The 24,190-nt window shown below is 61.5% G+C and carries 22 protein-coding genes, 3 tRNA genes and 1 other RNA gene; 8 read left to right on the plus strand and 18 right to left on the minus strand.

The window, feature by feature from the left end; all coding sequences use genetic code 11:
- Nucleotide 1: 1 nt before the first annotated feature.
- A complete protein-coding gene (locus KBX07_RS04480) occupies nucleotides 2-676 on the minus strand; it encodes an ABC transporter ATP-binding protein (protein WP_256023187.1) in 675 nt (224 codons plus the stop codon).
- A gap of 83 nt (nucleotides 677-759) precedes the next feature.
- Between KBX07_RS04480 and KBX07_RS04485 the strand changes: the two genes are divergently transcribed.
- Both KBX07_RS04485 and KBX07_RS04490 read left to right on the plus strand, forming a co-directional pair.
- Entirely contained in the window at nucleotides 760-1,446 is a 687-nt protein-coding gene (locus KBX07_RS04485; RefSeq protein WP_256023189.1) for a sensor histidine kinase, read from the plus strand.
- The gene (locus KBX07_RS04490) at nucleotides 1,434-2,081 is read left to right on the plus strand and encodes a response regulator transcription factor (RefSeq protein WP_255997171.1); all 648 of its coding nucleotides are present in this window, start codon (nucleotides 1,434-1,436) and stop codon (nucleotides 2,079-2,081) included. Before KBX07_RS04485 ends, KBX07_RS04490 begins: the two co-directional genes overlap by 13 nt.
- Nucleotides 2,082-2,099: 18 nt before the next feature.
- On the opposite strand, the gene KBX07_RS04495 is transcribed toward KBX07_RS04490, so the two are convergent.
- The 3 genes from KBX07_RS04495 to ffs all read right to left on the minus strand — a co-directional run bounded on the left by KBX07_RS04495 (nucleotide 2,100) and on the right by ffs (nucleotide 4,102).
- Nucleotides 2,100-2,621 (minus strand): suppressor of fused domain protein, encoded by a 522-nt coding sequence (locus KBX07_RS04495; RefSeq protein ID WP_256003955.1) that lies wholly within the window; start codon nucleotides 2,619-2,621, stop codon nucleotides 2,100-2,102.
- Complete coding sequence (locus KBX07_RS04500) at nucleotides 2,621-3,892, minus strand: aminotransferase class I/II-fold pyridoxal phosphate-dependent enzyme (RefSeq protein ID WP_256023191.1); 1,272 nt, start codon at nucleotides 3,890-3,892, stop codon at nucleotides 2,621-2,623. The genes KBX07_RS04495 and KBX07_RS04500 overlap by 1 nt, the downstream gene beginning before the upstream one ends.
- Before the next feature lie 113 nt (nucleotides 3,893-4,005).
- Nucleotides 4,006-4,102, minus strand: an RNA gene (gene ffs / locus KBX07_RS04505) — signal recognition particle sRNA small type.
- Between the two features lie 153 nt (nucleotides 4,103-4,255).
- On the opposite strand from ffs, the gene KBX07_RS04510 reads away from it, so the two are divergent.
- Nucleotides 4,256-4,344, plus strand: a tRNA-Ser gene (locus KBX07_RS04510).
- 123 nt (nucleotides 4,345-4,467) lie between these two features.
- Here KBX07_RS04510 and KBX07_RS04515 read toward each other — a convergent pair.
- The 6 genes from KBX07_RS04515 to KBX07_RS04540 all read right to left on the minus strand — a co-directional run bounded on the left by KBX07_RS04515 (nucleotide 4,468) and on the right by KBX07_RS04540 (nucleotide 11,953).
- Entirely contained in the window at nucleotides 4,468-4,605 is a 138-nt protein-coding gene (locus tag KBX07_RS04515; protein WP_256023193.1) for a hypothetical protein, read from the minus strand.
- A gap of 369 nt (nucleotides 4,606-4,974) precedes the next feature.
- On the minus strand, nucleotides 4,975-5,697 hold the full coding sequence (locus KBX07_RS04520) for an RraA family protein (protein WP_256023194.1): 723 nt from the start codon (nucleotides 5,695-5,697) through the stop codon (nucleotides 4,975-4,977).
- A 54-nt stretch (nucleotides 5,698-5,751) separates the two neighbouring features.
- On the minus strand, nucleotides 5,752-8,823 hold the full coding sequence (locus KBX07_RS04525) for a SpaA isopeptide-forming pilin-related protein (protein ID WP_256023196.1): 3,072 nt from the start codon (nucleotides 8,821-8,823) through the stop codon (nucleotides 5,752-5,754).
- 346 nt (nucleotides 8,824-9,169) lie between these two features.
- Nucleotides 9,170-10,093: a tRNA glutamyl-Q(34) synthetase GluQRS gene (gene gluQRS, locus KBX07_RS04530; RefSeq protein ID WP_256023198.1), complete on the minus strand. Its 924-nt coding sequence runs from the start codon at nucleotides 10,091-10,093 to the stop codon at nucleotides 9,170-9,172.
- Nucleotides 10,090-10,902: a nucleotidyl transferase AbiEii/AbiGii toxin family protein gene (locus KBX07_RS04535; protein WP_256003960.1), complete on the minus strand. Its 813-nt coding sequence runs from the start codon at nucleotides 10,900-10,902 to the stop codon at nucleotides 10,090-10,092. The genes gluQRS and KBX07_RS04535 overlap by 4 nt, the downstream gene beginning before the upstream one ends.
- Nucleotides 10,889-11,953, minus strand: coding sequence for a type IV toxin-antitoxin system AbiEi family antitoxin (locus tag KBX07_RS04540; RefSeq protein WP_256023199.1), 1,065 nt, complete (start codon nucleotides 11,951-11,953; stop codon nucleotides 10,889-10,891). The genes KBX07_RS04535 and KBX07_RS04540 overlap by 14 nt, the downstream gene beginning before the upstream one ends.
- Before the next feature lie 142 nt (nucleotides 11,954-12,095).
- On the opposite strand from KBX07_RS04540, the gene KBX07_RS04545 reads away from it, so the two are divergent.
- Complete coding sequence (locus tag KBX07_RS04545; RefSeq protein WP_255994730.1) at nucleotides 12,096-12,752, plus strand: queuosine precursor transporter; 657 nt, start codon at nucleotides 12,096-12,098, stop codon at nucleotides 12,750-12,752.
- Nucleotides 12,753-12,759: 7 nt separating this feature from the next.
- On the opposite strand, the gene tgt is transcribed toward KBX07_RS04545, so the two are convergent.
- From tgt to KBX07_RS04575, 6 genes are all read right to left on the minus strand, one after another.
- Complete coding sequence (tgt, locus tag KBX07_RS04550; protein WP_256023201.1) at nucleotides 12,760-14,013, minus strand: tRNA guanosine(34) transglycosylase Tgt; 1,254 nt, start codon at nucleotides 14,011-14,013, stop codon at nucleotides 12,760-12,762.
- Nucleotides 14,010-16,409, minus strand: a complete 2,400-nt coding sequence (locus tag KBX07_RS04555; RefSeq protein WP_256003968.1) for an MMPL family transporter — start codon at nucleotides 16,407-16,409, stop codon at nucleotides 14,010-14,012. The genes tgt and KBX07_RS04555 overlap by 4 nt, the downstream gene beginning before the upstream one ends.
- Before the next feature lie 87 nt (nucleotides 16,410-16,496).
- Nucleotides 16,497-16,584: transfer RNA gene (locus KBX07_RS04560), tRNA-Ser, on the minus strand.
- A 56-nt stretch (nucleotides 16,585-16,640) separates the two neighbouring features.
- Entirely contained in the window at nucleotides 16,641-16,853 is a 213-nt protein-coding gene (locus KBX07_RS04565; protein ID WP_005287340.1) for a CsbD family protein, read from the minus strand.
- Between the two features lie 93 nt (nucleotides 16,854-16,946).
- Entirely contained in the window at nucleotides 16,947-17,435 is a 489-nt protein-coding gene (locus KBX07_RS04570) for a nucleoside deaminase (protein ID WP_370687268.1), read from the minus strand.
- A 7-nt stretch (nucleotides 17,436-17,442) separates the two neighbouring features.
- A complete protein-coding gene (locus tag KBX07_RS04575) occupies nucleotides 17,443-17,931 on the minus strand; it encodes a tRNA adenosine deaminase-associated protein (protein WP_005287348.1) in 489 nt (162 codons plus the stop codon).
- A gap of 39 nt (nucleotides 17,932-17,970) precedes the next feature.
- Here KBX07_RS04575 and KBX07_RS04580 point away from each other — a divergent pair, with 39 nt between their 5' ends.
- The 4 genes from KBX07_RS04580 (at nucleotide 17,971) to KBX07_RS04595 (ending at nucleotide 22,419) form a co-directional block, all read left to right on the plus strand.
- Nucleotides 17,971-19,014, plus strand: coding sequence for a prephenate dehydrogenase (locus tag KBX07_RS04580; RefSeq protein ID WP_005287351.1), 1,044 nt, complete (start codon nucleotides 17,971-17,973; stop codon nucleotides 19,012-19,014).
- A gap of 147 nt (nucleotides 19,015-19,161) precedes the next feature.
- Nucleotides 19,162-20,427 carry a glycine betaine/L-proline ABC transporter ATP-binding protein gene (locus KBX07_RS04585; protein WP_256003969.1) on the plus strand — a complete coding sequence of 422 codons (1,266 nt, stop codon included), beginning with the start codon at nucleotides 19,162-19,164 and terminating at the stop codon, nucleotides 20,425-20,427.
- Nucleotides 20,427-21,308: a proline/glycine betaine ABC transporter permease gene (locus tag KBX07_RS04590; protein WP_255994724.1), complete on the plus strand. Its 882-nt coding sequence runs from the start codon at nucleotides 20,427-20,429 to the stop codon at nucleotides 21,306-21,308. Before KBX07_RS04585 ends, KBX07_RS04590 begins: the two co-directional genes overlap by 1 nt.
- A gap of 205 nt (nucleotides 21,309-21,513) precedes the next feature.
- A complete protein-coding gene (locus KBX07_RS04595) occupies nucleotides 21,514-22,419 on the plus strand; it encodes a glycine betaine ABC transporter substrate-binding protein (RefSeq protein WP_005287360.1) in 906 nt (301 codons plus the stop codon).
- A gap of 97 nt (nucleotides 22,420-22,516) precedes the next feature.
- On the opposite strand, the gene KBX07_RS04600 is transcribed toward KBX07_RS04595, so the two are convergent.
- Nucleotides 22,517-22,592: transfer RNA gene (locus KBX07_RS04600), tRNA-Arg, on the minus strand.
- 60 nt (nucleotides 22,593-22,652) lie between these two features.
- The gene (gene mgtE / locus KBX07_RS04605) at nucleotides 22,653-24,017 is read right to left on the minus strand and encodes a magnesium transporter (protein WP_256023202.1); all 1,365 of its coding nucleotides are present in this window, start codon (nucleotides 24,015-24,017) and stop codon (nucleotides 22,653-22,655) included.
- Nucleotides 24,018-24,190 lie beyond the last annotated feature (173 nt).

A 24,190-nucleotide genomic window follows, 5' to 3' on the forward strand; every position in this document is an offset into this window, starting at 1 on the left:
CTCATGCTGCAGCCTCCGAGTGAATCAAGCCGTCGCGGATTTCAATCCGCCGGTCGCACCACGCGGCGATATTCGGGTCGTGGGTGACCAGCACCAGCGTCACGCCGGCCTTCCGGGTGATCGCGGTGATCTGCTGCATGACCTCATGGCCGGTTGCCTGGTCGAGGGCTGCAGTCGGCTCGTCGGCGAACACGACCATCGGCGGACCGCCGAAAGCCCGGGCGATGGCCACGCGCTGCGCTTGGCCGCCGGAGAGCTGGCCGGGAAAACGGTCCACGAATTCACCCATGCCCAAGCGGCCGAGAATGTCAGCAGCAGCGGCGTGCGCTTCCTTCTGGGATGTGCCGCGCAGAATCTGCGGCAGCGCCACATTCTCCTTCGCGGTCAGTTCGGGAAGCAGTTGTCCGTCCTGAAAGATGAAGCCGAAGTGGTCGAGGCGGAGTTCGGAACGTGCGGCGTCGTTAAGCGCTGCGATATTGCGCCCGTTGAAAAGGATCTCGCCGGAATCCGGCACAAGCACCCCGGACATGCAGTGCAGCAGGGTCGACTTGCCCGAGCCGGACGGTCCCATGATGGCAACGGACTGGCCTGCCTCGACGGTGAGGCTGATGCCCTCAAGGACCCGTTGTTGAGTGAATGACTTCGTGATGTCGCGTAATTCAAGCATGCTTCCCATTCCACCTTCGGCTCTGCGCACAGACCATGGTGCGGACTCCCGAATAAGGGTAGTGCTAGCACTACCCCGCTACTGTGTGACACATGTGGCGCAAACAGAACCACGAAGCGGCCTCCGCCGCGGCGATCCACCAACTCACGGTGTCGCGGCGCAGAATCGCGGAGGCGTACGAAATCGAGCGGCTGCGCATCGAACGCGACCTGCACGACGGGGCGCAGCAGTACTTCGTCGCCGCCGCCATGAAGCTTGGTGAGGCGCGGCTTGAGGTGGATTCGCCGCTGCTTGACGACGCCGCACGCGACCTCACCGAAGGCCTGCAAGCCCTGCGGCGCACCGTGCGGGGAATTCACCCGCGCGAGCTCACCGACCGTGGCCTCGTTGCAGCGATCGAAACGGCGGCCGCCCAATACGGCCCGCACGTTACCGTCCGCGCCCCGCATGCCCTTCCGCGTATCGACGCCTCCGTCCTTGCCGCCGCCTACTTCTTCACCGCCGAAGCACTGACCAACGCGGCGAAGTACGCGCCCGGCGCGCCCGTGGACGTGCTGATCACCAGCGACCACACACTCAACGCCGTTGTCACCGATGGTGGTGACGGCGGTGCCCACTTCCGGGCGGGCGGCGGTTTGGAAGGCATGCGGGAACGAATCGCAGCTTTCGGCGGATCCGTCGAGCTCAACTCGCCGAGCGGCGGCCCCACGACTGTCATCGCGCGGATCCCGCTGCTTCTCTTCCGCGGTGAAAGCGGGGTGGCGCAATGCGGATCGTGATCGCGGATGACTCTGCGCTGCTGCGCGAAGGTGTCGCCGGGCTGCTCACCCGGCGCGGGCACGAGGTGGTCGGACAGGTCAGCGATGCGCCGTCGCTGGCAGGGGTCGTGGATGAGCAGCGCCCTGACCTCGTGATCACAGACGTGCGGATGCCGCCGGACATGCGTGACGACGGCCTGCGCGCCGCCCTCACCCTCCGCGAAACCTTCGGAGCCGTCAACGTGCTGGTGCTGTCTCAGTACGTCGCCGCGACGTACGCGCGCGAACTCTTCGCCGGCGGTGGCGGCGGCACCGGCTACCTGCTCAAAGACCGTGTGGCCGAGGTCAAGGACTTCGTTGCCGCCTGTGAGACTGTCGCCGCAGGGGGAGTCGTGATCGACCCGGACGTCGCCGGCGCGCTCATGGCCGCGAGCTCGCGGTGGCTGACTACCCTCACCCCACGGGAGCGTGAAGTTCTCGAGCTCATGGCGGAAGGCCTGTCCAACGCGGAGATCGCCGGCAAGCTCTACCTCTCCGGTGCTGCGGTGGCGAAGCATGTTTCGTCGATCTTCGCCAAGCTGGGCTTGCACCCCGACACGGAGAACCGGCGCGTGCGCGCGATCTTGATGTACCTGTCCGAACGCGGCGTGAGCTAGTGGTGGGCTAGACGTGAGCTAGTCGCGACCCCAGTCTGCAAGATCGGTCCGTCGGCGGCGCAAACGGCGCTCGAGCACCTCGAGGCCCTGCTCGGCGGCGATTTCGTACTCATCGTCGGTAAGCAACACCAATTCCAGCAACAGGGTCATCTGCCCCGGTTCCGTGAAGGTCGGTGTCCCCTGGTCAAACAGCTGGGGTTCGCGCAGGAGGCCGTGGTGGACGGTGAGGTCGGGATCGTCGATAAGCTGCGGCAACAGTTCCCCAGGCTGTGCGGGAATCGCGGCATCCCGCAGCGTGTTCCACGTCCCGGCGAGCGCCATCGCGCGCTGCTCTGGACTTCCTCCCCCGCACACCAGCTCGCACCGCACGGACGTGACCCCGTCGGAGTCGAGGGTCAGGCCCGTGTCCTCCGCGCTGAAACCCACCGTGGCGGCCAGCGGCATTGTCTGTGCTACCGCGATCGGGAATCCGGCGAGTTCGCGCACCTCAATCGGGCCGACAACATTCGTCAGCCACTCAATCGTCTCTTCAGGTGCCACTAGCGCTCGAGCTTCTCCAAAGCGGCGAGCAGGACGCAGGTGGCCACGCCGTCCATGGCGGTACGGACCTCATCCAGCGGAGGCAACGACGGCGCCAGGCGGATGTGGCGGTCATTGTCGTCCTTGCCGTGCGGGAAAGCGGAACCCGCCTTGGTCAGGCTGATACCGGCTTCCTTGGCCAGCTCCCAGACGCGGGTGGCGGTGCCGTCGACGACGTCGAGGGAGATGAAGTAACCGCCCTCCGGCTCCGTCCAGCGCGCCACGTTGTACTCTCCGAGGCGGTTCTGGAGGATCTCCAGCACGGCCTCGAACTTCGGGGCCAGCGACTGCGCGTGCTTGCGCATCACGTCGCGAACGCCGTCAACATCGCCGAAGAATTTCGCGTGGGCCAACTGGTTGATCTTGTTCGGGCCGATCCCGCGGATCCCTGCGATGGAGGCGTACCAGTCCAGGTTCTCCGTCGACGACGCGAAGAACGCGACACCGGCACCGGCGTGGGTGATCTTGGAGGTCGAGCTCATCACCCAGAAGCGGTTCGGGTTGCCGGCTTCCGCGGCAATGGACAAAACGTCGATGATCGGCGGGAAATCATCTTTGAACGTGTGCACGGCGTACGCGTTGTCCCACACGACGCGGAAGTCCGGCGCGGCCGTCTCCATCGTGGCAAGCTTGCGCGCGACCTCCTCCGAGACAGTCGCACCCGTCGGGTTGGAGTACATCGGCACGACCCACACACCCTTCACGGCAGGGTCTTTAGCCAGCTCAGCGATGGCGTCCGCGTCCGGGCCATCCTCCAGCATCGGCACGTTGACCATCTCGAAGCCGAACTTTTCCGTGATGGCGAACTGGCGGTCATAGCCGGGCACCGGGCAGATCCACTTCACTGTCTCCTCTTCACGCCACGGACGCTCCGAGTCATTGTTGCCGAAGGTGTAGGACCAGGAGATCAGGTCGAACATGATGTTCAGCGACGATGAATCACCCGCGTACAGGTTCTCCGGGTTGACCCCGATGAGCTCGCCCCAGATCTCGCGGATGTCCGCAATCCCCTTCAGGTTGCCGTAGTTGCGCACGTCCGTGCCCGAGGAGTCCGTGTAGTTCTCGCGCCCCGGCAGCTCCAGCAGTTCGTTGGAAAAGTCGAGCTGCTCCGACGACGGCTTACCGCGGGTCAAGTCCAAGTTCAGGTTGCGCGCTTTGAGCGCCTCGTACTCGCCGCGCACCTGCTGCGCGAGCTCGTCGCGGGCTGCCTGATCAAGATCCAGAAGGGACATTGGCGATCACGTCCTTTGCGTTCGGCTAAACGGGAAATGGGTAAGTTTAATTTGCCACGTCCAGCGTACCCGCGATCAGCGGACGGACACCGCCCCCGAGCGTGTACGCGCAAAATAAAGGGACCTCACGCACCTGCCAGAGCTCGCTGACCCTTGCTGCGTTCCCGCCCTGGGGGAGTTCACAAGATAAGCACCGCGTGAGATCCTGCGCACCAGCTTATCGTCTCGGGCAAGGCGATTCAAAAAGCACGCCTACCTGCGCCCAACCCGGTTCCGCCCGGGGATTTTGTGCACCGCCCCAGATCGGTTAAAGTGGTTGCTCGACGCTGTTCACCGCCTTGCGGTGAGCAGAGCAACGTCGTTGGAGGATTCGACTAGCGGCCTATGTCACACGCCTGGAACGCGTGCGGGTTTCACGACCCTCGTGGGTTCAAATCCCACATCCTCCGCCACACGAAATGCCCTGTCTGCACTGTTCAGGCCAGGGCATTTTGCTTATCGACGCCCCCGCTGCCCCCAGCTTTAAACTGACAACCTATGTCCATCAGTGCGCAGGCGGCGTTGGCGTGATCGCCCTAGTCATAACGGTAATTGCCGTCGCGGGCCTTGAGATTGTTGCGGACGCGACGAGCGGCCACTCTGCGATCTTTGTCCTCATAGTGATCTTCATGGCATTCGGATGTGCTCCATTCGTCGGCAATTCTCTTGAGCACTATGTCCCGTGCTCCCTGTGGGATCGCTTGTCCTTGTCCCGTGAAACCTCTCGCCGATGGGGAGTGTCCCTGTTCAATTCTTTCCTGTCATGGGTCGGGTGGAACAAGCTCATCTTCGCTATGCGGGAGGGCAGCACAGCCGGGGAGGGTGGCCGCTTTGACCCACAGCACATGAGATCGGCGGCTGCTGGCCACGGGTGGGGGTTTATGCTTCATGTCGCCACCGCAATCTGGGCTGGTGCGACCGGAGGATGGGTGGCCTGCATAGTCCTTCTGCTGACTGGAGTTGTCCTTCACCTCTACCCGGTCCTGCTGCAGATTCACGTATTGACCCGCTTGCGTGAACGCTAGTCCTGCACCCCTAAGGGTTTAGCGCTCCTCATCGACTTCGTCTTCCGTCTCGGGAGTGACAGTGCCCGGGTTATCCTGGCCGATGTCACCGCGCCTCTTGGCGGGCACCCATTCCTCGCTGATCTTCCGGAAGAAGTCCTTCTCTTTCTTTTCAGAATCGGCGATGTTGTCGAGGACTTCCTGGATGCGGCCGGCAGGGACGACAGTGACACCGTCGTTGTCGGCGATGATGAGGTCCCCGCCTTTGACCACCGTGCCAGCGCAGGCGACCGGGTAGCCCACCTCCGCCGGGCCGAAACGAGTCGGACCCATCGGCGTCGTACCGGTGGCGAAGACCTGCAGGCCGTACTCTTCCAGATCGTTCACATCGCGGACAGGTCCGTCGACGACGCAGCCGAGCACGCCCGCTTCCACCATCATGCGGGCGATCTGGCCGCCGATGATGGCCGATCCGTCAGCTCCGCGGGCGTTGATGACGAAGATGTCGCCGGGTTGCGCGTCGTCAAGCGCGCGCCATACGCCGAGGTTGTCGCCCGGGGTGCAGTTGATCGGGAATGCGTTGCCGATGGCGCTGCCTTCGCCGGTAACGCGGTGGATCCGGCCCGCCATGGTGGTCAGGTGGCCGAGGGTGTCACCCACGACAGCGGCCTCGGCGTCGTGGAGCCGGTTCAGGGTGGACAGGTCGTAGCGCTTCCAGGGGTCATTGACACGGACGTTGGACAGATCAGCATCGAAAAGCATGCGCCCCACTGTAGGCAAGGCGTTCGCAGTGGGGCGGTCCCCATAATTGGGGCTCTACCAGCTCATTCGCGGGAGTCGTCTCCTGCCGCCGCCATTGGTGAGGGACACACCGCCCAGAGCCAACAACATGAGACCGAGTGCACCCAGACGGTGCACACCGGGCCCGCCCGTCTTCGGGAGTTGCGGGTGCTCAACGTTGACGACCGTGAGGGCCACACCATCCACATCGCCGGCATTCTGGACTTTTTGGGCGTTCGGATCATCTGGGGGAAGTGCCACGCCGATACTCGTCGGTTGGCTCAAGAGCTTAAGTTGGGATCGGCCGTTCTGCCCGCGGGTGATCATGAACTCAATCGGTTGCGAAAGCCGGAGGTACCCCGGGGGCGCCTGCGTCTCTACCAGCAGGTAGGGTTTGTCGAACTCCAGGTCGCCGACCGAGTAACCGCTATCCGGGTTAGGGACGATGTCAGAAACCTTCGTGCCCAGGCCACCGGCAGCTTTCTCGTCCTTTTCATGGAGCGCGAACTTTGCTCCATCGAGCAGCTGCAGGTTGTTCTGCCCATCTTTATCGGCCATCTTGAACACCGCTAACGAGGTTTTTCCCACCTCCGTGGAGTTGCTGAACCTGCACGTCACGGCCTTCAGGTTGGGATCTGAAGGAATCGTCAATCTACTCTCGCGGTCAGAGTTAGCCGTCAGGTCCGACAGCGTTTCCGTTTCTACAACTGTTCCATTCGCAGACCACTCATTGCCTTCAACGCATTTAAGAGAAGAAAAATATTTCTCTGCATGCTCTTTAGGCAAGTTCTTAATCAACTTGTTCCCTTTTTTGTCGTATTCTTCGTAGCGGAATCCTTCAAATATTCCGTAGCTTTCACCCCGCTGAACGTAGCTGAAGGCAACTTGATCTTGCAGGCCAGTCGCTGGCGATGAGGCCATAACGGAACCCTCCAAATAGGTCCGCTTATTCGCCGGCGGTGCTGGGTCGCGATAGGCACCGAGTTGAAATTGGTCCCCAGCTTCGACGCGGTCTCCCCTGACCTCCTTTTCGATCCGTAGAATTACTTCATTAACTGGGCCCGAATCATAAATCGAGGTGGCTCCCCACAGTGATTGGTTCGGTTTGAATACTCCATACGCAGTACTCTCAACCGTTGCTTGTAATTCGTCACCTTCAAGGACGTAGCCTCCCTTTCCGTCCGATGCAAAGTGAGACCAGACAAGGCCGGAGTTGGCTAAGCTATCGTGTGTTCCATCCGTTTGTGTCGAGAGAATATAATCACCAAAGCGGCCCATACCGAACGTCGGACGAGGAAGATTTCCTACGATCACCCCTTCCGTTGCGCGGCCTTTAGCCGGGTAACCTGGCTCAAGAGCCGCCCAGCGGACAATCGGGGACTCAGATTTAGCGTTGGTTGTAGCGGTAGTCGCTGCACCGTACAGGCTTCCATCCGCCCCGACGAAGAAGTCACCTGCGGATGTCAGGCCCTTGGGCCATCTCAGATCCATTTCGACAACATCTGTCCCGAGGTTGCACACGGACTTTTCATCCAGAGGCTTCACACAAGAAGGATCGAGCTTCCAAATGGGGCTCTTATTGTCGCCAGGGTTAGTTGCCTTTGGGGTGGCGAAAATCAGGTTTCCATCGTAGTCGAAGGTCAAAGCGTTCAACTGAGGGTAGGCAAGATCTAAGCCACCTGCTGCAAGTGGTCCCAATTTGAAACTACCTCGACCTACGTGAGCACCCGTGCGGGCATCGTATTTGTCAATGAAGAACTCATTAAAAGGCCCCAGATACTTGACGGCATAAAGGAATTTCCCGTCTTTCGTTACCGCTATGTCACCATATCCTTCCTTGACTGGAAACTGGCGGCCAATCCTGATAGTGCTCATATCCGGGGAAATGTCGTACCGCGTGAACTGGGTCTCTGTATTCACCCAGTAGGTGTTTTCCGTTGGTGTTCCAGAGAGTCCCGAGTCCGGCTCAACTTCATACTTTTCACGTGTGAGCTTGTAACGAACCGTGAGGGTGTCGCCGTTTTTGATCACCGGCCTTCTATTCGCGATCAAGAAGTGCGTGGAAGACCACACATCAAGAGGTGCACCTTCCCCCTTCTCATCCACGGAGTGCTTGACCCAGTCGATACCCTTTTTCTGCAAGTTCAATGAGTGTTCCGGATTCGTGTTCTCACTATCGTTGAGCCACAAATAATCCAATCCCTCTAATTTCGCCCCTTTTTCGAGATTGAACATGCCGCGAGGATTGAACCGAAGCTCGTTGAACGGCCCACTTTGGGCATTCATGCCATCCACTTCAAACGTGAAACGAATGGTAGCCACCTTGCCGTCATCTTCTTCGGGCACGATCTCTGTAAGTTCGAAAGATGGATCTGTCCCGAGAACGAAATTACCGCTACCACCCATGTATTCGGGGATCTTGCTCATATCAGGTCGCGGCTCTTCTGCCGCCGCAAAGAGTCGATTTCTAGAAAGCTCTGGAGCATTCGGTTGCTCACCGTCGAGGGCCCGGTCCGAAATTTCTAGGCGCCAGGACCGCTTAGTGAGAACACTGCCCGGTTCCACCTCGATGTCCACTTCTACAATGTTTGAGTCTGGTATTTGCGCTGGACGTTGAAGAGCAAGAATTTGCCGATTTTGATCATCAACGCCCGTTGAGACCTCTACTGCAGAAGCGTTGAGACGCCCACCTGTTACCTTCACGGGAGCTCCGGAGTCTTGACGGATCAGTCTGATGTACTCATCTTCTCCGAAGTCGGTGGAAGACACCTTGCTAGTCAGCGTGTACAGGAGACTCCCCTCAGCATTGGTTCCTTTGGGGATCGCGATGACATCGCCAAAGCGCGCCGCGTTCACATCATTAGTTTGGTTCTTGGCATCCGGCTCTGGGCCGTCGGGCGCCTGGCTCTCGGCAGCAGACTTCCTGCCGTTGCCGCTCGCTTCGTCAGTTGGAGTGCCCCCCTCCTCGGAAACCGCTGCTTCTTCCGAAACTGGCTCGGTGACGGTTTGTGAGACCGCAACCGGCGCACCACTACCAATAAACAAGGCACCGACAACCGAAACTGAACATAGTAACCCCCGTACACGAGTATGTGAACGTTTGGTCATAGTCCTAGCTCCTTTAGTTTTCGGCATCTGGCCGCTCCTAAAAATGTCGGCTGCAGGTCCGGGTGGACAGTATCGTTTAGGCAGGGAAACCTCTTTTGCGATCTCTCTGAGGGTGGTAATCGTGGTCGAAGCTAACCCACCCCTTGCAGCATGTCAATTCCCTGTGATACCCCTCACCACCAGCGTAAAGAAGACTTAAGAATGGACTTAATTCCCGTTATTTTAGCGCTTTACGTTCGATTGAAACCCCCTAGCATTCTTCGGAGTCGCTTCTCACAATGGCGGTTAATGCCCCCGTAGGAATAAGCGAGCAAAAGTATTCAAGCGCGCTGTCTCGGTGCTGTTCTCAGTCGCACCAGACGAACGGCTCGCGCGGAAGCGCTTCCGGATCGAATTCCTGGAGCAACAAGGCCATGTCCGCGCCTGGGTAACCCAGCGACTCTGCGATCGCGCCTGGGACGTCCGCGCCGTCGGCGTTCATCTCGCGCAGCGTGACGGCGCCATCGCGTTTGGCCAGCCTGCGCCCCTGGGCGTTCACCACCAGCGGGACGTGCACATATTCCGGCTCGTCGTATCCCAATTCGTGCGCCAGATAGGACTGCGCCGGAGCCGAGGCGAGCAGGTCGTCACCGCGCACCACTTGATCTACGCGTTGGTCACCGTCGTCCACGACCACCGCGAGGTTGTAAGCCCAGTCCCCCGCCTGCGCTTGGTTGATGTTGCCGCCGCGGCGCAGAATGACATCGTCTACAAGTCCGGTGAACGCGCCGTGGTAGAAATCCCGCACCGTCCACTGCTCCGCCTGGGACTTCAGGCGCAGGGCCGGCAGGCGGTTTTCGGATTGGAGGAGGGTGCGTTTCTGGGCGCGGGTAGCGTCGTCAAGCTCTCTGCACGTGCCTGGATACATTCCGGGCTGGACGTGCGGGGCAGACGCTGCTTCGCGGATGTCCCGGCGTGTGCAGTAGCACTCGTAGACCAGGCCTTTCTCGGTGAGCGTGGCCAGCGCGCCCTGGTACGTCTCCGAGCGATTCGACTGGTAGATGACCGGCTCGTCCCACTCTATGCCGACCGCCGCGAGGTCCTCGAGCTGGCGCCGCGCCGATTCCGCCGACGACCGCTCCGAATCAATGTCCTCCACCCGCATGTAAAATCGTCGGCCCGACTGGCGCGCGAATAGCCATGCCAGCACCGCCGTGCGCAAGTTGCCGAAGTGCAAATCTCCACTGGGGCTGGGGGCGTACCGGCCGGCGGGGGCATCGAACGGGGTCATATGCTCATACCTCTGATCCCCTCGTTGAGCCCGTCCAACAGAGAATCTACTTGGGCTCGCCTGCGATCCTTTGGGAGAGAGTGTTCACCACGACAGGTCAACTCTTTGGCAAGGAGTTCAATGCCATTCTCAGGCTCACGCTCGAACCTCTCATGCAGTATGGACGCGGCCTCCACACCCAGCTCTACGGCTACATCTGCCCCGAGGACGAAAGCGGCCAGTTGGTCATCTGGGAAAATTTCCTCCGGCTCCCGGTATTCCAAGAACCGATCAAACAGTCGTTCAGCTTGAGGCTCTCCGTACCAAGCCATGATCAGGGCGAGGTCATAAGCGTCTTTGTAGTTCCCCTTCAGATAGCGGTCTAACCATGCATGCAGCTTTAAAGCCGCTAGACCAGGAACAGTAGGAATCTTGATCTGCATACCGTTAGACAACGTGTGGAGGTCTGCATTATCAAACGCTTCCTGAAATCCGGCGACATTCATTTGGATCCCGTCATCTGTGACGACAGTCCCAGGAGGGGTCTCCAAGGGCCCAAAGGGCACCAGATCAACAGGGATATCACCGATCTTCACCTCTTGCCAGGCGCTCGAGTGTGGTGAGAACGCAGAACGGAGAGCCAAGAAGGCACCCCAATCTTCAACCGCAAGGCCTAAATCCACATCCCCGGTGGCGCGAGCCGGTTCCGCGTTGCGGAAACTGGACTGGTGAATGTCACGACAGGCCGCCCCAACGACCATCACGCTATCGAGTGAAATAAACTCCCCCACCTGTTCTAAGACAGTGCAAATATGTTCATCGTTGTGCATCGATATCCCTAAGCAACTGCGCTCTGATGGTTTGCGACACTTCGACCAAGCGAGGATCACGAGTCGCTGCGAGGTCAGCAATCTGGAGGATGCGCGGGGCAACCGACCATCCGTGCATGTCCGACTCAGAATCGATCACCCGCTGAAGATCAGGTGCCCACGGTTGTGACCAAAAGGCCCTCCGAACGAGCACATTCCCTTGCGGATCGTTGCGCATCCTTGAGTCTTTTATCAAGCTCTTCAGATCATTTCGATGATCGACGTACAACGTGACAGAGTCGCCACCGCGCACCAATTCCGGAACAGCCGCTTCCCCGCTGACCCAGCCACGTGGATCTATGTCTCCCAGGCGAGACAGCTCAGCTTTCCCGTGGAACAACTCAAGACGCTTCCCGAGACCTGTCGAGTAAGCGTCCACCCACGTGTCCACCAATGTCTGCACCTTGTTGGGCGTGAAGCTGAATCCGCTGCCCGATTCGAACAAATACCCCGTCTCCTTCAGCAGGGAAAGCGTTTGCGAGGTCGTTCCTACAGAAGTGTCTGAAGCCTTCGCCAATAGCCGGGTCGGTTTGCCGAGCAGCTCCGGAAACGACAAAAGCACAGCTATCACTTGCGCACGCCGCGGTGTGAACAAGTTTTGCGCCGAATTCACTGGACCAGAAAGCTCCCCGCCTCTCGCCCTTCCGGAGCTTTCGGGGGCGCGAGTCCGGCCTCGGATATCCACAAATATCGGACCCTCATTGACGAAACAGTTGCCCCGCGCATCGAGGTACATAATGTTTCTCTGGCGCAGCGATTCAGCGACTGCAGGAGTGATGTTCTCCGATAAAAGAAGGAATCGCTCCCCCGTCCGTTGCTCTGGAAAATACTTAGACGGCAGTGCTCCCATGAAACCCACCACCGGGTAAGCAACCGCTTCCGGATCCCGAACGTCGATGAGATTAAGGAGGCCTGAAGGCGGCTCAGATCCGAACTCAGATCTAAGCTCCAGTCGGACCGGCAGCCCTTCGAGCGCAAGAACCCGATTCGCAGCGTCGATTTCACGCAACATAGCAATCAAATTAACATCCAGACGCCCTCATCGCGCATCTTTATTGAACGTTCATTTTTACTGAACGTTCCAAGTTCATAAACGCTAGCCACTTATGCACGCGATCGGGTTAAAGCTAGAGATGTGTGCAAAGATCATGCGCATGAGTCATCCCGTTTCGCGGTCCCCGTACCCCTACCTGCTCGCAGTGTTTTGCGCGGTGTTCCTGATTTCCAACATCACCGCGCAAAAGGGCGTGCAGATCGGCCCGCTGATTACTGACGGCGCGTTCTTCCTCTTCCCGATCTCCTACGTGATCGGTGACGTTATCGCCGAGGTGTACGGCTTCAAAACCGCACGGCGCGCCGTGTTCACCGGTTTCGGCATCGCGGTGCTCGCCGTGGTGTCTTTCTACATTGCAATCTGGCTCCCGGGCGCGCCGTTCTACGACATGCAGGACACTTTCGAGGCGGTCCTCGGCCTGTTGCCGCGCATCGTCGTCGCGTCGCTGACCGGTTACGTCGTTGGCCAGCTGCTCAACGCGTGGGTGCTGCAGAAGATGAAGGACCGCTTCGGCACTGACAACCTGTGGGCGCGCTTGATCGGCTCCACAGTCGTCGGTGAGTTCGCCGACACGCTGCTGTTCTGTTCCATTGCGGCCGGCGTTATCGGCATCGACTCCGCGGGCGCGTTCATTAACTACGTCGCGGTCGGCTTCTTCTGGAAGACCATCATGGAGATCGTCCTGCTGCCGATCACTTACCCGACCATCGCTGCCGTGCGCCGGAAGGAAGAAGAAGTCAGCTCGACGACGGCCTAGCAGCCCCTTATCCGCGCCCCGCGTAGTACCGCCCCAAGAATTCGTCGCGGTACTCATAGAACCGGCCCTCGTCGATGGCGGCGCGGATGTTGTCCACCAGGCGCAGCATGAACTCGAGGTTGTGCAGGGTGCACAACGTTCCGGCGAGGAATTCCTTCGCCTTGAGCAGGTGGTGGATGTAGGCGCGGGAATAGTTCTCGGAGACGTAGCCGCCGAACTCCTCGTCAATGCCGGTGAAGTCGCGTTTGAAGCGGGCGGCCATGAGGTTCATTCGCCCGTCGAGGGTGTAGACGCCGCCCCGGCGGCCGAGGCGGGTCGGCGCGACGCAGTCGAAGGTGTCGGCGCCGTTCTCGATGCAGGTGAACAGGTCGTCGGGTTCGGAGATGCCGAGCATGTGGCGGGGTTTGTCCTCGGGAAGCTCGTCGGTGACCCAGCTGGTGATGGTGCCTAGAATCTCCTTTTCCAGCGCGCCGCCGATGCCGAAGCCGCCGAATCCGCGCCGGCCTTCCGCGCGTGCCTCCTCGTCCAAGGCGAGCAGCCCACGTACTGCTTGGCACCGCAGGTCCTCGTAGTTCGCGCCCTGCACCACTCCCCACAACGACTGCAGAGGCTTGCCCTCGCGCTCCCGCGTGAGCCGATCATGTTCGCGCAAACACCGCTGCGCCCACAGCCGCGTGCGCTCAACAGAGTGCTCTTGGTAAGCGCGCGTATCGACGAGCGTGGTCAGCTCATCGAACGCGAACATGATATCCGCACCGAGCTGGTGCTGGATCTGCATCGACTTCTCCGGGGTGAAACGGTGGGCGGAGCCGTCGATGACGGATTTGAAGTCCACGCCGTCGTCGTCGACACGCGCCATGCGGTCTTTGTTCGCGGCGCGGATGTCGCTCTCGGTCAGGTCGGTGATGTCCATCGCGAGGATCTTTTTGAAGCCGACACCCAGGCTCATCACCTGGAAGCCGCCGGAGTCGGTGAATGTCGGGCCGCGCCAGTTCTCAAACGCCGCCACTCCCCCGGCCTCGTCGACAATGTCGGATCCGGGCTGCAGGTACAGGTGGTATGCGTTGGACAGAATCGCCTGCGCGCCAGCCGCCCGCACCTGCTCCGGGGTGAGCGTTTTCACCGTCGCTTTCGTGGCCACGGGAATGAACGTGGGCGTGCGGATGTCGCCGTGCGGAGTATGGATGACGCCGGTGCGGCCGTTCGCGCCGTCGAGACGCGTGCCCAGGGTGAAGCTCAGATCCACGCTCTGTTCTGTCATGCGTGGACTCCTCGTTCCTCGAACTGCTTCTCCAGTGCTTCACCCTCAACATCCAGGTTGGGCAGGATGCGGTCGAGCCACCCCGGCATCCACCACGTCGCCGTACCCAGGATGAACATGGTGGCGGGGACAAGCGCCATGCGGACAAAGAATGCGTCGAAAAGCACGGCGGCGCCGAGCGCGAAGCCGAAGATCTGGATGAACGGCAGCGGCTGGTCGATGAAGGCGACGAAGACGGCGATCATGATGATCGCGGCGGCCGTGACCACGCGCGCACCGCGCACAAAGCCCTCCACCGTGGACTTTTCGACGGCGGCGAGCGTCGCCTGTGAATCGCCGCGCGCGCCGTGCGAACGCGCCCCGGTGTACTCCTCCCTCATGCGTGTGACCAGGAAGACTTGGTAGTCCATCGCCAGGCCGAACGTGACGCCGATGAGGAGGATGGGCAGGAAGGACAGGATCGGACCCGGCGTGTTCACCAGCCCAAACAGGCCGTACTGGAAGAACGCGACCGTGACGCCGAACGCCGCGCCGACGGAGAGCAGGAAGCCCAGCCCCGCGACCAACGGCACCATGAGGGACCGGAACACCAGCACGAGCAGGATCACCGCCAGGCCCACGACAATGCCCAGGTAGAGCGGCATCGCGTCGGCGAGCTCTTCGGTGATGTCCATCTGCACGGCGGTGAACCCGGTCAGGCCGATGTCAGCGCCGGTGGCGTCGGTGATCTCGCGGTCGACCTCGCGCAGCGCGTGCGCGGTATCCACGGTGTAGGGATTATCCGGGCCGGTGGTGGGCGTCGCCAAGATCTGCGCGGCGGTCATGTCCTCGTTGACCGCGATGAGCTGCGCGTGGGTGATGCCGTTGACGGATCCAGCGCGCTCCATCGCGTAGAGGAAGGTCGACAGCTGCGCCTTATTCTCCTCCTCATCCGGCAGCACGTTGACGTAAGGCTGCAGTGCCTGGGCATCGGCGTTCACGTCGTGAGCGTCGACGATCAACAGGAAGGGCGCATTGACGCCCTCACCGAAGCCCTCCGCCATGAGGTCGGCGGATTTACGCTGCGTGGTGTCCAGGTTGGAGTTGGAGTCCGACGGCAGCGACATCTCCATCCCGAGCACCGGCACCGCGAGCGTGCCCAGCACGAGCACGACGCTGGCCATGACCAGAGCAGGTGCGCGCTTGATCGCGTTCACCCACGACCTGCCCAGGGACCTTTCCTGCAGGTTCTTGCCGGGCCGGTCGCCGGGGCCGGGGTTGCCGGCCACACCGGGAATCTTCGCGGCGAACATCTTGTCGCCCAGCGCGCCCATGAGTGCGGGCAGCAGCGTGATAGCCACGAGCACGGCGATCGCAACAGTGACGGCGGCGGCAATGCCCATCCAGGACAGGAACTCGATCTGCGCCAGCACCAGGGCAATGAGTGCTGTGAACACTGTCGTGCCGGCGAAGACGACTGATGACCCGGCTGTGCCCACCGCCAAACCCGCAGCTTCCGGGCCAGGTAAACGGGTGCGCTCGGTCTTGTAGCGCGACAGGATGAACAGCGCGTAGTCAATGCCGACGGCCAGGCCGATCATGATGGCCATCGTCGGTGTGACCTCGTTCAGGTCGACCCAGTGCGTAGTCATGAGGATGAGGAACACGCCGAGCCCCACGCCCAGCACCGCGGTGATCACCGGCATGCCGGCCGCGATGAGCGAGCCGAACGTGACAATCATGACCACGAATGCGATCGCAATGCCGACGATTTCCGAGGTGGCCTTGATCTCGATCGGGTCGCCGTAGCCCGGCCCGCCTGCCTCCACCTGGAGGCCTTTGTCGCGGGCGAGCTCCATTGCCTCCGCGACGACTTCGCGTTCTTCGGCGCTCACCTGCATCGACGTTTCGGCGCCGAATTCGAAGGTGGTGTAGCCGATGCGGCCGTCGTCGGACAGCAAGCGCACATTGTGGGCGTCGGCCTTGGCGCGCTCCTCCGGCATGCCCATGTCCGTCATCATGGACACGATCTGTTCGGTTTGGGCCTTGTTGACCGTGACCGGGTTGCCGAAGCGGTCTGTGCCGGTGAGCCCGTCGAGGTTGTCCTCGATGTAGGCGATGGTCTCGTCAATCGCCGCCATGTTGTGGGCGGCGTCCAAGCGCTGACCCTCCTGCGCGGCGAAAACGAGGTTGACCGACGGGGCTTGGACCGGATCGCTCTGGTCAGGGAAGTTCTCGTTCAGCGAGTACAGCGCGTCAATCGACGGCGTGCCCGAGATTTCGAAGTCGCTCGTCAGCGGCTTCATTAGCGTCAACGCCCCAACAAGACCAGCGGCAAACAACAGCAGCCACGCGACGATGACCTTCCATTTGTTCAGGAAGGACCATTTGCCGAGCCGGTAAAGAAACGTCGCCACATGTACCTTTCAAAAAAGTTCGGAGCCTGGGTGCGATTCAGCCTGTTGTCGACTGAATATTACCCAAACTCCGAACTTCAAAATTTTTGGCGGTAGCGGCGGGATTTGAACCCGCGGAGGTTTTACCCTCACTCGCTTTCGAGGCGAGTACCTTCGGCCGCTCGGACACGCTACCGCAGAACAGACTAACGGCAACGTGACCGGCGAACCAAATTCGCCTTAAGGGGCTACTTAAGCCTCGTCGCGCTTGTCCTGGACCTTGCCAGCGACCTCGTTGAACTTGTCCTTAGCAGCGTCACCAGCGTCGGACAGCTTCTCCTTGATGTCGCCGCCGAGCTGGTCAGCCTTGCCCTCGTTCTTCAGCTGGTCGTTGTCGGTAGCGTTGCCGAAAGCTTCCTTAGCGTCGCCCTTCAGCTGGTCTGCCTTGCCTTCAAAATCAGCCATGATCTTCTCCTTTATCTAAGTGAGTTTCGCTTACGTCGCCCATGGTAGAGAAAGTCGGCTGTGGCGTGGGTAACGATTTCGTTTCAATCGCCTTCAAGCTCGCCCATCGGCCGTGTGACCACGGACTTCACGCGCAAAGAAGTCCCGCATCAGTGAGGCGGTTTCAGTCTCCAGCACGCCTCCGCGCACTTCGACGGTGTGGAGATGAGGCGGGTCACGCAAGACGTCGATAAGCGATCCGACAGCTCCCGTCTTCGGCTCGTACGCGCCGAAGACCAGCGATTGCACGCGCGCGCCCAGGATTGCGCCGGCACACATCGTGCACGGTTCCAACGTGACCACGAGCTCGCAGCCATCCAAACGCCAGGTTCCCAGTGCCTGCGCCGCCTTTCGCGTGACGACGACCTCCGCGTGCCCCACCGGATCCCGATCCGTTTCACGCCGGTTCGTCCCGGTGGCAATCTCTTCACCGTCCGGGCCGTAGAGGACAGCACCGACGGGAATGTCGCCGATGGGTGTGGTCCGGGCGACCTCGATGGCGCGGCGCATCCGCTCCTCGGCCTGTGCCTGTCGCCGGCTCACCGCGGGATCACCGCCTGATCACGCGGTCCAGTTCGTCGGCAAAGCCGAGTTCGTCCGCGATGGAGTCGATGATGGTGGAGGGGTCGGCGGAGGTGTCGTCGATAAGCACTGCGAGCACCTGCTCGGAGAGACCAACGTCTTCCAGAATGGCGAAGTCGCCGTCCGCCCACCCGTCGACATTGTCCAGCTCATCCGGATCGATGTCCGGGATGTCAATGCCTGCCTGGTCGAGGATCTCCGCAGCGAAATCATCGTCCACGCCCATCGTCGCGTCCGAAATGAGCACGCGCACGTCACTCGGGCCGGGGCGCACAATGACGAGGTACTCCTCCTCGACGTTCAGCAATGCGAAAGCAGCGCCCTCGCTACGCAGGTTGCGGACCGCCTTCACAGCGGTGGACAGGTGCTCGAAGTCATCGTCGAACCCTGCGACAACCCACTCGCCACCACGCATGGCCACGGTCACCGCGTAGCCATCCTCAAACTCTGCACCCATGCCTAGTCAGACTACCCGCGTTGTGGAACACTTGTCAGGGTGAACGGCCACAATCTGAGCAAGCGCGAACTCCCCCCTACCTGCGTGATCGGGCTAGGGCTCATCGGGGGATCCATCATGCGAGATCTGGCCGCCGCCGGCGTAGATGTCTACGGCTACAACCACTCCCGCTCCGGCGCACGCGCCGCCTCCCGCGAGGGTTTCGACGTCCACGATGACCTTTCCAGCGTGCTGTCCCGCGCCGCCTCCGACAACGCCTTGATCATTGTCGCCGTGCCGATGCATGCCGTGGAAGATGTGCTCGACGGCATCGCCCTGTACGCCCCGAACTGCGGGGTGACAGATGTGGTGAGCGTGAAGAAGTCCGTTTACGATCTGATCCGCGAGCGTGGCATGCAGCTGCGCTACGTTGGCGGGCACCCCATGTCCGGCACCGAAGATTCCGGCTGGGGCGCCTCACGCGAAGGCTTGTTCACCCGCGCGGCCTGGGCCGTCACCTACGACTACGCCGTCGAGTGCGACAACGCAGGTCGCCGAGTGCCGGCGGACTGGATCGAGCTGTTTGCCGACGTCTGCGAGCTCGCCCGCATCTGCGGCGCGGAAGCCGTGCCGGTGTCTGTGGCTGCCCACGACGAAGCTGTCGCACGGGTCTCCCACCTGCCCCACGTGCTCGCCGAGGCGCTGGCCATCGTCGGTGACCGTGGCGGCACCCTCGCCCAGTCGCTGGCGGCTGGGTCCTTCCGCGGAGCGACCCGCGTCGCCGGTACCGAGCCCGGACTCGTGCGCGCGATGTGCGAGACCAACGCCGATGCCGTGGTGAAAACTATCGACGAGATCTTGGTCCTCCTGCAGGATGCCCGCGACTCCCTCGCCGACCCGGACCGCCCCTCCATCGAGCAGCTCGCCGGTGCCGGCTACCGCGCCGCCACCCGGATGGGCGCACGCAAGGGCGCCCGCGCCGAATCCGTGTCCCCGGTGAAGATCTCCTCGCGCCCCGTCATGCGCATCCAGCTCGGCGCCCCCGGCTGGGTCAAAGCACTGCGGCAAACCGAGTCGCTCGGCGGGCGCATCGACGTCTTCTAGTCCACGCGTGCCCTCGCTTATGCCCCCGTTTTCATCGTGCGGCATGCCGTGATCTCCACGCTCTGAGCTCGATACTGGGTGAAGTGTGTGGAAAGATGAAATCCCTGAAGAACCTGAATTTTCAGTGTAATTTTTCTGGAGGCATGCATGACAACGATTTCAGCCCGGGGACTCTATAAAGTCTTCGGCAAAGATCCGCAGAAGGCGATCGCCGCCCTTGAAAATGGCGTGAGCCGCGAAGCACTAATGGAAAAGGGCAGCACAGCCGCCGTCATCGACGCCTCTTTCGATGTGGAACCGGGCGAGATTTTCGTCATCATGGGCCTGTCCGGCTGCGGCAAGTCCACGCTCATCCGCATGGTCAACGGACTCTTGCCCGCCTCCGGCGGCACCCTAGAGATCGACGGCACCCCGTTGACGGAGATGTCCGAATCCCAGCTGCGCGACCTCCGCCGCGACAAGATCTCCATGGTCTTCCAGCATTTCGCGCTGCTCCCCCACCGCACCGTGCTGCAGAACGCGGCCTACGGCCTGGAAATCAAGGGCGTGTCCAAGGCCGAGCGCGACGAGAAGGCGCACGAGGCGCTGCGCATGGTCGACCTCGACGGATGGGCCGACTACATGCCGGGCGAACTCTCCGGCGGCATGCAGCAGCGCGTCGGCCTCGCCCGCGCGCTCGCTGCGGACACCGATGTCCTGCTCATGGACGAGGCATTCTCCGCGCTCGACCCGCTGATCCGCAAAGACATGCAGGACCAGCTCATCGAGCTGCAGGGCAAGCTGAACAAGACCATTTTGTTCATCACCCACGACCTCAACGAAGCCATGCGCATCGGCGACCGCATCGCGATGATGCGGTCCGGCCGCATCGAGCAGATCGGCACCGCCGAAGACATCCTCCAGAACCCGGCGAATAACTTCGTCGCCGACTTCGTCAAAGACGTCGACCGTGCGCGCGTGCTCACCGCCGACAACATCGCCGAGCAGCCGAAGGAGACCCTCGGCGCAGCCCACGGACCGCTCGCCGCGCAGAAACTCCTGCGCGAGACGCAGAACCCGTGGCTCGTCGTTCTCAACCGCGACCGCACGCCCGCCGGCATCGTGTGGGAAGACGCTGTCGCGCGCGCCGTGCGCAACAGCGAGAACGCGCTTCCGCTTAACGACGGCCCGGCAACTCACACCGTCCACAAAGACACCCCCCTTCACGAGCTGTTCCAGCTCGCCGCGGACTCCCCGACCCCGATCGTGGTCACGGACAACGACGGCAAATTCTGCGGTGTCGTCCCACGCGTGACGCTACTGTCCGCCGCATCCACTGAGAGCAGCGATCCCGCCGCGGCGGCCGCCGCCGACGATGCCGATGCCCGCGCTGCAACCACTGCACACACCACGACCAACGAGGTGAACGAGTAATGGACCAGACTTTGATTCCCCGCATCAACGTCGGCGACTGGGTCAACGACGGCATCGACTGGCTCACAGACAACGCCACAGTGCTTTTCGACGCCTTCAGTGCCGTCATGACATTCCTCGTCGAGGGCTTTTCCAACGCACTGTTGTCCATCCCGGTCTTCATTCTGCTGGCCATCCTGGTGCTCATCGCCTGGTTCGTCCGCTCCTGGCGCTTGGCCCTCGGCGCTTTGATCGGCTTCCTGCTGGTGATGGGCATGCGGCAGTGGGAGACCATGCTGCAGACAATGTCGCTGGTGCTCGTGTCCACCCTGACCGCGGTAATCATGGCGATCCCGCTGGGCATCTGGGCGGCGAAGTCGGAGACGGTGAGCAAGATCGTCCGCCCGATCATGGACTTCATGCAGACCATGCCGGCATTCGTCTATCTGATTCCGGCCGTGACCTTCTTCTCCATCGGTGTCGTGCCGGGCGTGTTCTCCACCATCATCTTCGCGCTGCCCCCGGGCGTGCGCATGACGGAGCTGGGCATCCGCCAGGTGGACGAGGAGACCGTCGAGGCCGGCCGTTCCTACGGCGCGACCCCGTGGCAGATTCTGCGCGGCATCCAGCTGCCGCTGGCAGTGCCGACGATCATGGCCGGAATCAACCAGGTCATCATGCTCTCGCTTTCCATGGCCGTCATCGCCGGCATGGTCGGCGCCGACGGTCTGGGCAAAGAAGTCACCGCCGCGATCTCCACGCTGGATGTCGCCCAGGGTGTCGAAGCAGGTCTGGCCGTGGTCATCCTGGCGGTCTACCTCGACCGTCTCACCGCCGCACTGGGCGATTTGAATGCATATAAGTCGTCTCTTTTGACCCAGATCCGGAATCGAAAAAACTAGCGCACTCCGCCCTACCTGTAATTTTCCTTGGCTGAAGATTGGATCATTCTCTATAATTGGTGGAATAACCCCACATCTGCTGGAGAAATGCGCGCGCCGCTTCACCGCTGAATCACTCGGGGTGAGGCGGCGCCGCCTTTTCTGGCGGGGACGGGGGAGGCACGGAGATTTTGTCTTACACAGTCGAAGAAGGGACTTACTTTCAATGACCATCCGTAAAACGCTAGCTACGCTGTCTGCCGCCACGCTCATCTTCGGGCTGACGGCATGCTCCGACTCTGGCGACACCGCTTCGAGCGAAGGGGGCGACGGAGACAAGGGCACCATCACCCTGGGCTACCTGCCGTCCTGGACCGACGGCCTGTCCACCGCTTACCTGCTGGAGAACAAGCTCGAGGCCGCCGGCTACACCGTCGAGCACGAGACCCTCACCGACGCCGCCGTCCTCTACGCCGGCCTGGCCAAGGGCGATATCGACCTGTACCCGTCCGCATGGCCGGAGAAGACCCACGCGCAGTACATGGACAAGTACTCCGACGACATCGAGGACTTGGGCGCCTACTACGACAATGCACTGCTGACCTGGGCTGTGCCGGAGTACATGGAGGACATCAACTCCATTGAGGACCTGAAGGGCAAGGCGGACGACTTCGGCGGCAAGGTCGTCGGCATCGAGCCTGGCGCCGGCCTGACCAAGGCATCCGAGGAGGCCATCACCGAGTACGGCCTGGATGCCGACGGATACTCCTTGTCCACCTCTTCCACCCCAGCTATGCTCTCCGAGCTGCAGACCGCGGTGGACGGCGAGAAGGACATCGTCGTCACCCTGTGGCGCCCGTTCTGGGCCAACTCCAAGTTCCCGGTCAAGGACCTGGAGGACCCGAAGGGCGCACTCGGTGAGCCGGAGTCCCTGCACTGGCTCGCACGCGGCGGCTTCGCCGAGGACAACCCCGAGGTGGCCAAGTGGCTCGAGGACCTGAAGCTCTCCGACGACGAGTACGGCTCCCTCGAGGACACCGTGGTCAACGAGTACGGCGAAGGCAAGGAGCCTGAAGCGATCGAGGCATGGCTGGGCGAGAACCCCGACATTGTCAAGGATCTCGAGAGCTAGTCTTTTGAGTTCCTAGCAGCTCCGCGCTCGCTGCAGCGCAGGGGTAGGCAAAAGCGAAGGGCCCTACCTGAAACACCAGGTAGGGCCCTCATTTTATTGGTGCGCCCGGAGGGATTCGAACCCCCAACCTTCTGATCCGTAGTCAGATGCTCTATCCGTTGAGCTACGGGCGCGTGCTTTTTGCAACGAGATGTAACGGTACACCACGGTGAACAGCAGGAAAAATCAGCAGGTCACAGGCCCAGGACCGAGGTAGCGATGAGGAAGTAGATGATCAGACCCGTCGCATCGCAGAAGGTGGAGATGAACGGGTTGGAGAACACTGCCGGGTCAGCGCCCACCGTCTTCGCCACGATCGGCATGGCGCCGCCCACCGTCGCCGACATTGTGCAGATGGCCAGCAGGGTCGATCCGATGATGATGCCGATGTCCAAATCGTAGACCAACGAGGCCAGCACGAAACCGATCGAGCCGAGAACGGCACCCAGCATGAACCCGACACGGATTTCACGCCACATGACTTTGAGGATGTCGGCCTTGTGGACGTCGCCAAGCGCAAGGGCACGCGTCACGGTCGTTGCCGCCTGGTTGCCGGTGTTTCCGCCGGTGCCGGTGAGCAGCGGGATGAACAGGGACAGCACCACGGCCTGCTCGAGTTTCTCCTCAAAGATGTCCAGGACCTGGACGGTGAGGATGGCCGAGATCGCCAACACCAACAGCCACACAATGCGCGAACGCATCAGGGTGAACACCGGCGTGGACAAATACGGCCGCTTCAGCGCTTCCGAACCACCCTGGCGGGCACTGTCCTCAGTGTCCTCGGACTCGACGACAGCCTGGGCTTCGTCGAAGGTGAAAATGCCCACCAGGCGGTTATCGTTGTCCACCACTGGAATGGCCAGCAGCGCCAACGGGAGGAACCAGCGGGCGGTGTCCTCCGCGTCATCCTCCGCCCGCGCCCACGGGGAATCCTGGACCAGGTCCGACACGAGGTCGTTGGCGTCCGCCAGGAACAGGTCGCGCATCTTCACAATGCCGACCAGCTGCCGGTCCTCATCCATCACCGGGATGGTGTAGATGGTCTCCAGCTCCTCGGCCTCTTCGCGCAGCAGGTTCGCGACCTCTTGCGCGGTCATATCCCCGTAGATCTCCGGGATCTCCGGAGACATGACACGGCCGACCGAGCCCTTTTCGTAGCCGAGGACCACATTCGTGTTCTCTTGGTCCTGCTCGTTGAGCTCTTTGAGGAGGCGGTCGGCCACCGGGGCGGGAAGCTCGTCGAGAAGCATGACGCGGTCTTCCGCACCCATCTCCTCGAAGAATGCGGCGACTTCATCGTCGCCAAGCGCGCGCACCATGTCGGCCTGGTGGTTGGGGTCGAGCGCGTCAAAAACAGCGCCGGCACGCTCGGGCGACAGCAGGCGGAACAGCACCGCACTGCGTTTGACAGGCGACCGTTCAATCAGCCAGATGATGTCGTTGAGCTGCGCTTCTTCCAACAGGCCACAGATCTTTTCGGCGTGGTCGCCGTCGATGTCGTGCGACTCGATCATGCGCTCGAGCTCAAGCAGGGCATCGTGCTGCTCAACGGTGGCCATGCTGGTCCTTTCACCTCGGGATATTCCGAAGCTTGAGGGTAGCGGAATATCCCAGCCAGCGAAGTCCGAGTAGGAGCTAAAAATGGTGCGCCCGGAGGTGTCTGAAGTCATGACATAGTTGACACGGCGTGCCTGGGACAGCATTCCTGATGGTTGACAGGTCAGTCGCGACA

It is taken from the genome of Corynebacterium sp. CCUG 70398 (genome assembly GCF_024454055.1).
GTDB lineage: Bacteria > Actinomycetota > Actinomycetes > Mycobacteriales > Mycobacteriaceae > Corynebacterium > Corynebacterium genitalium.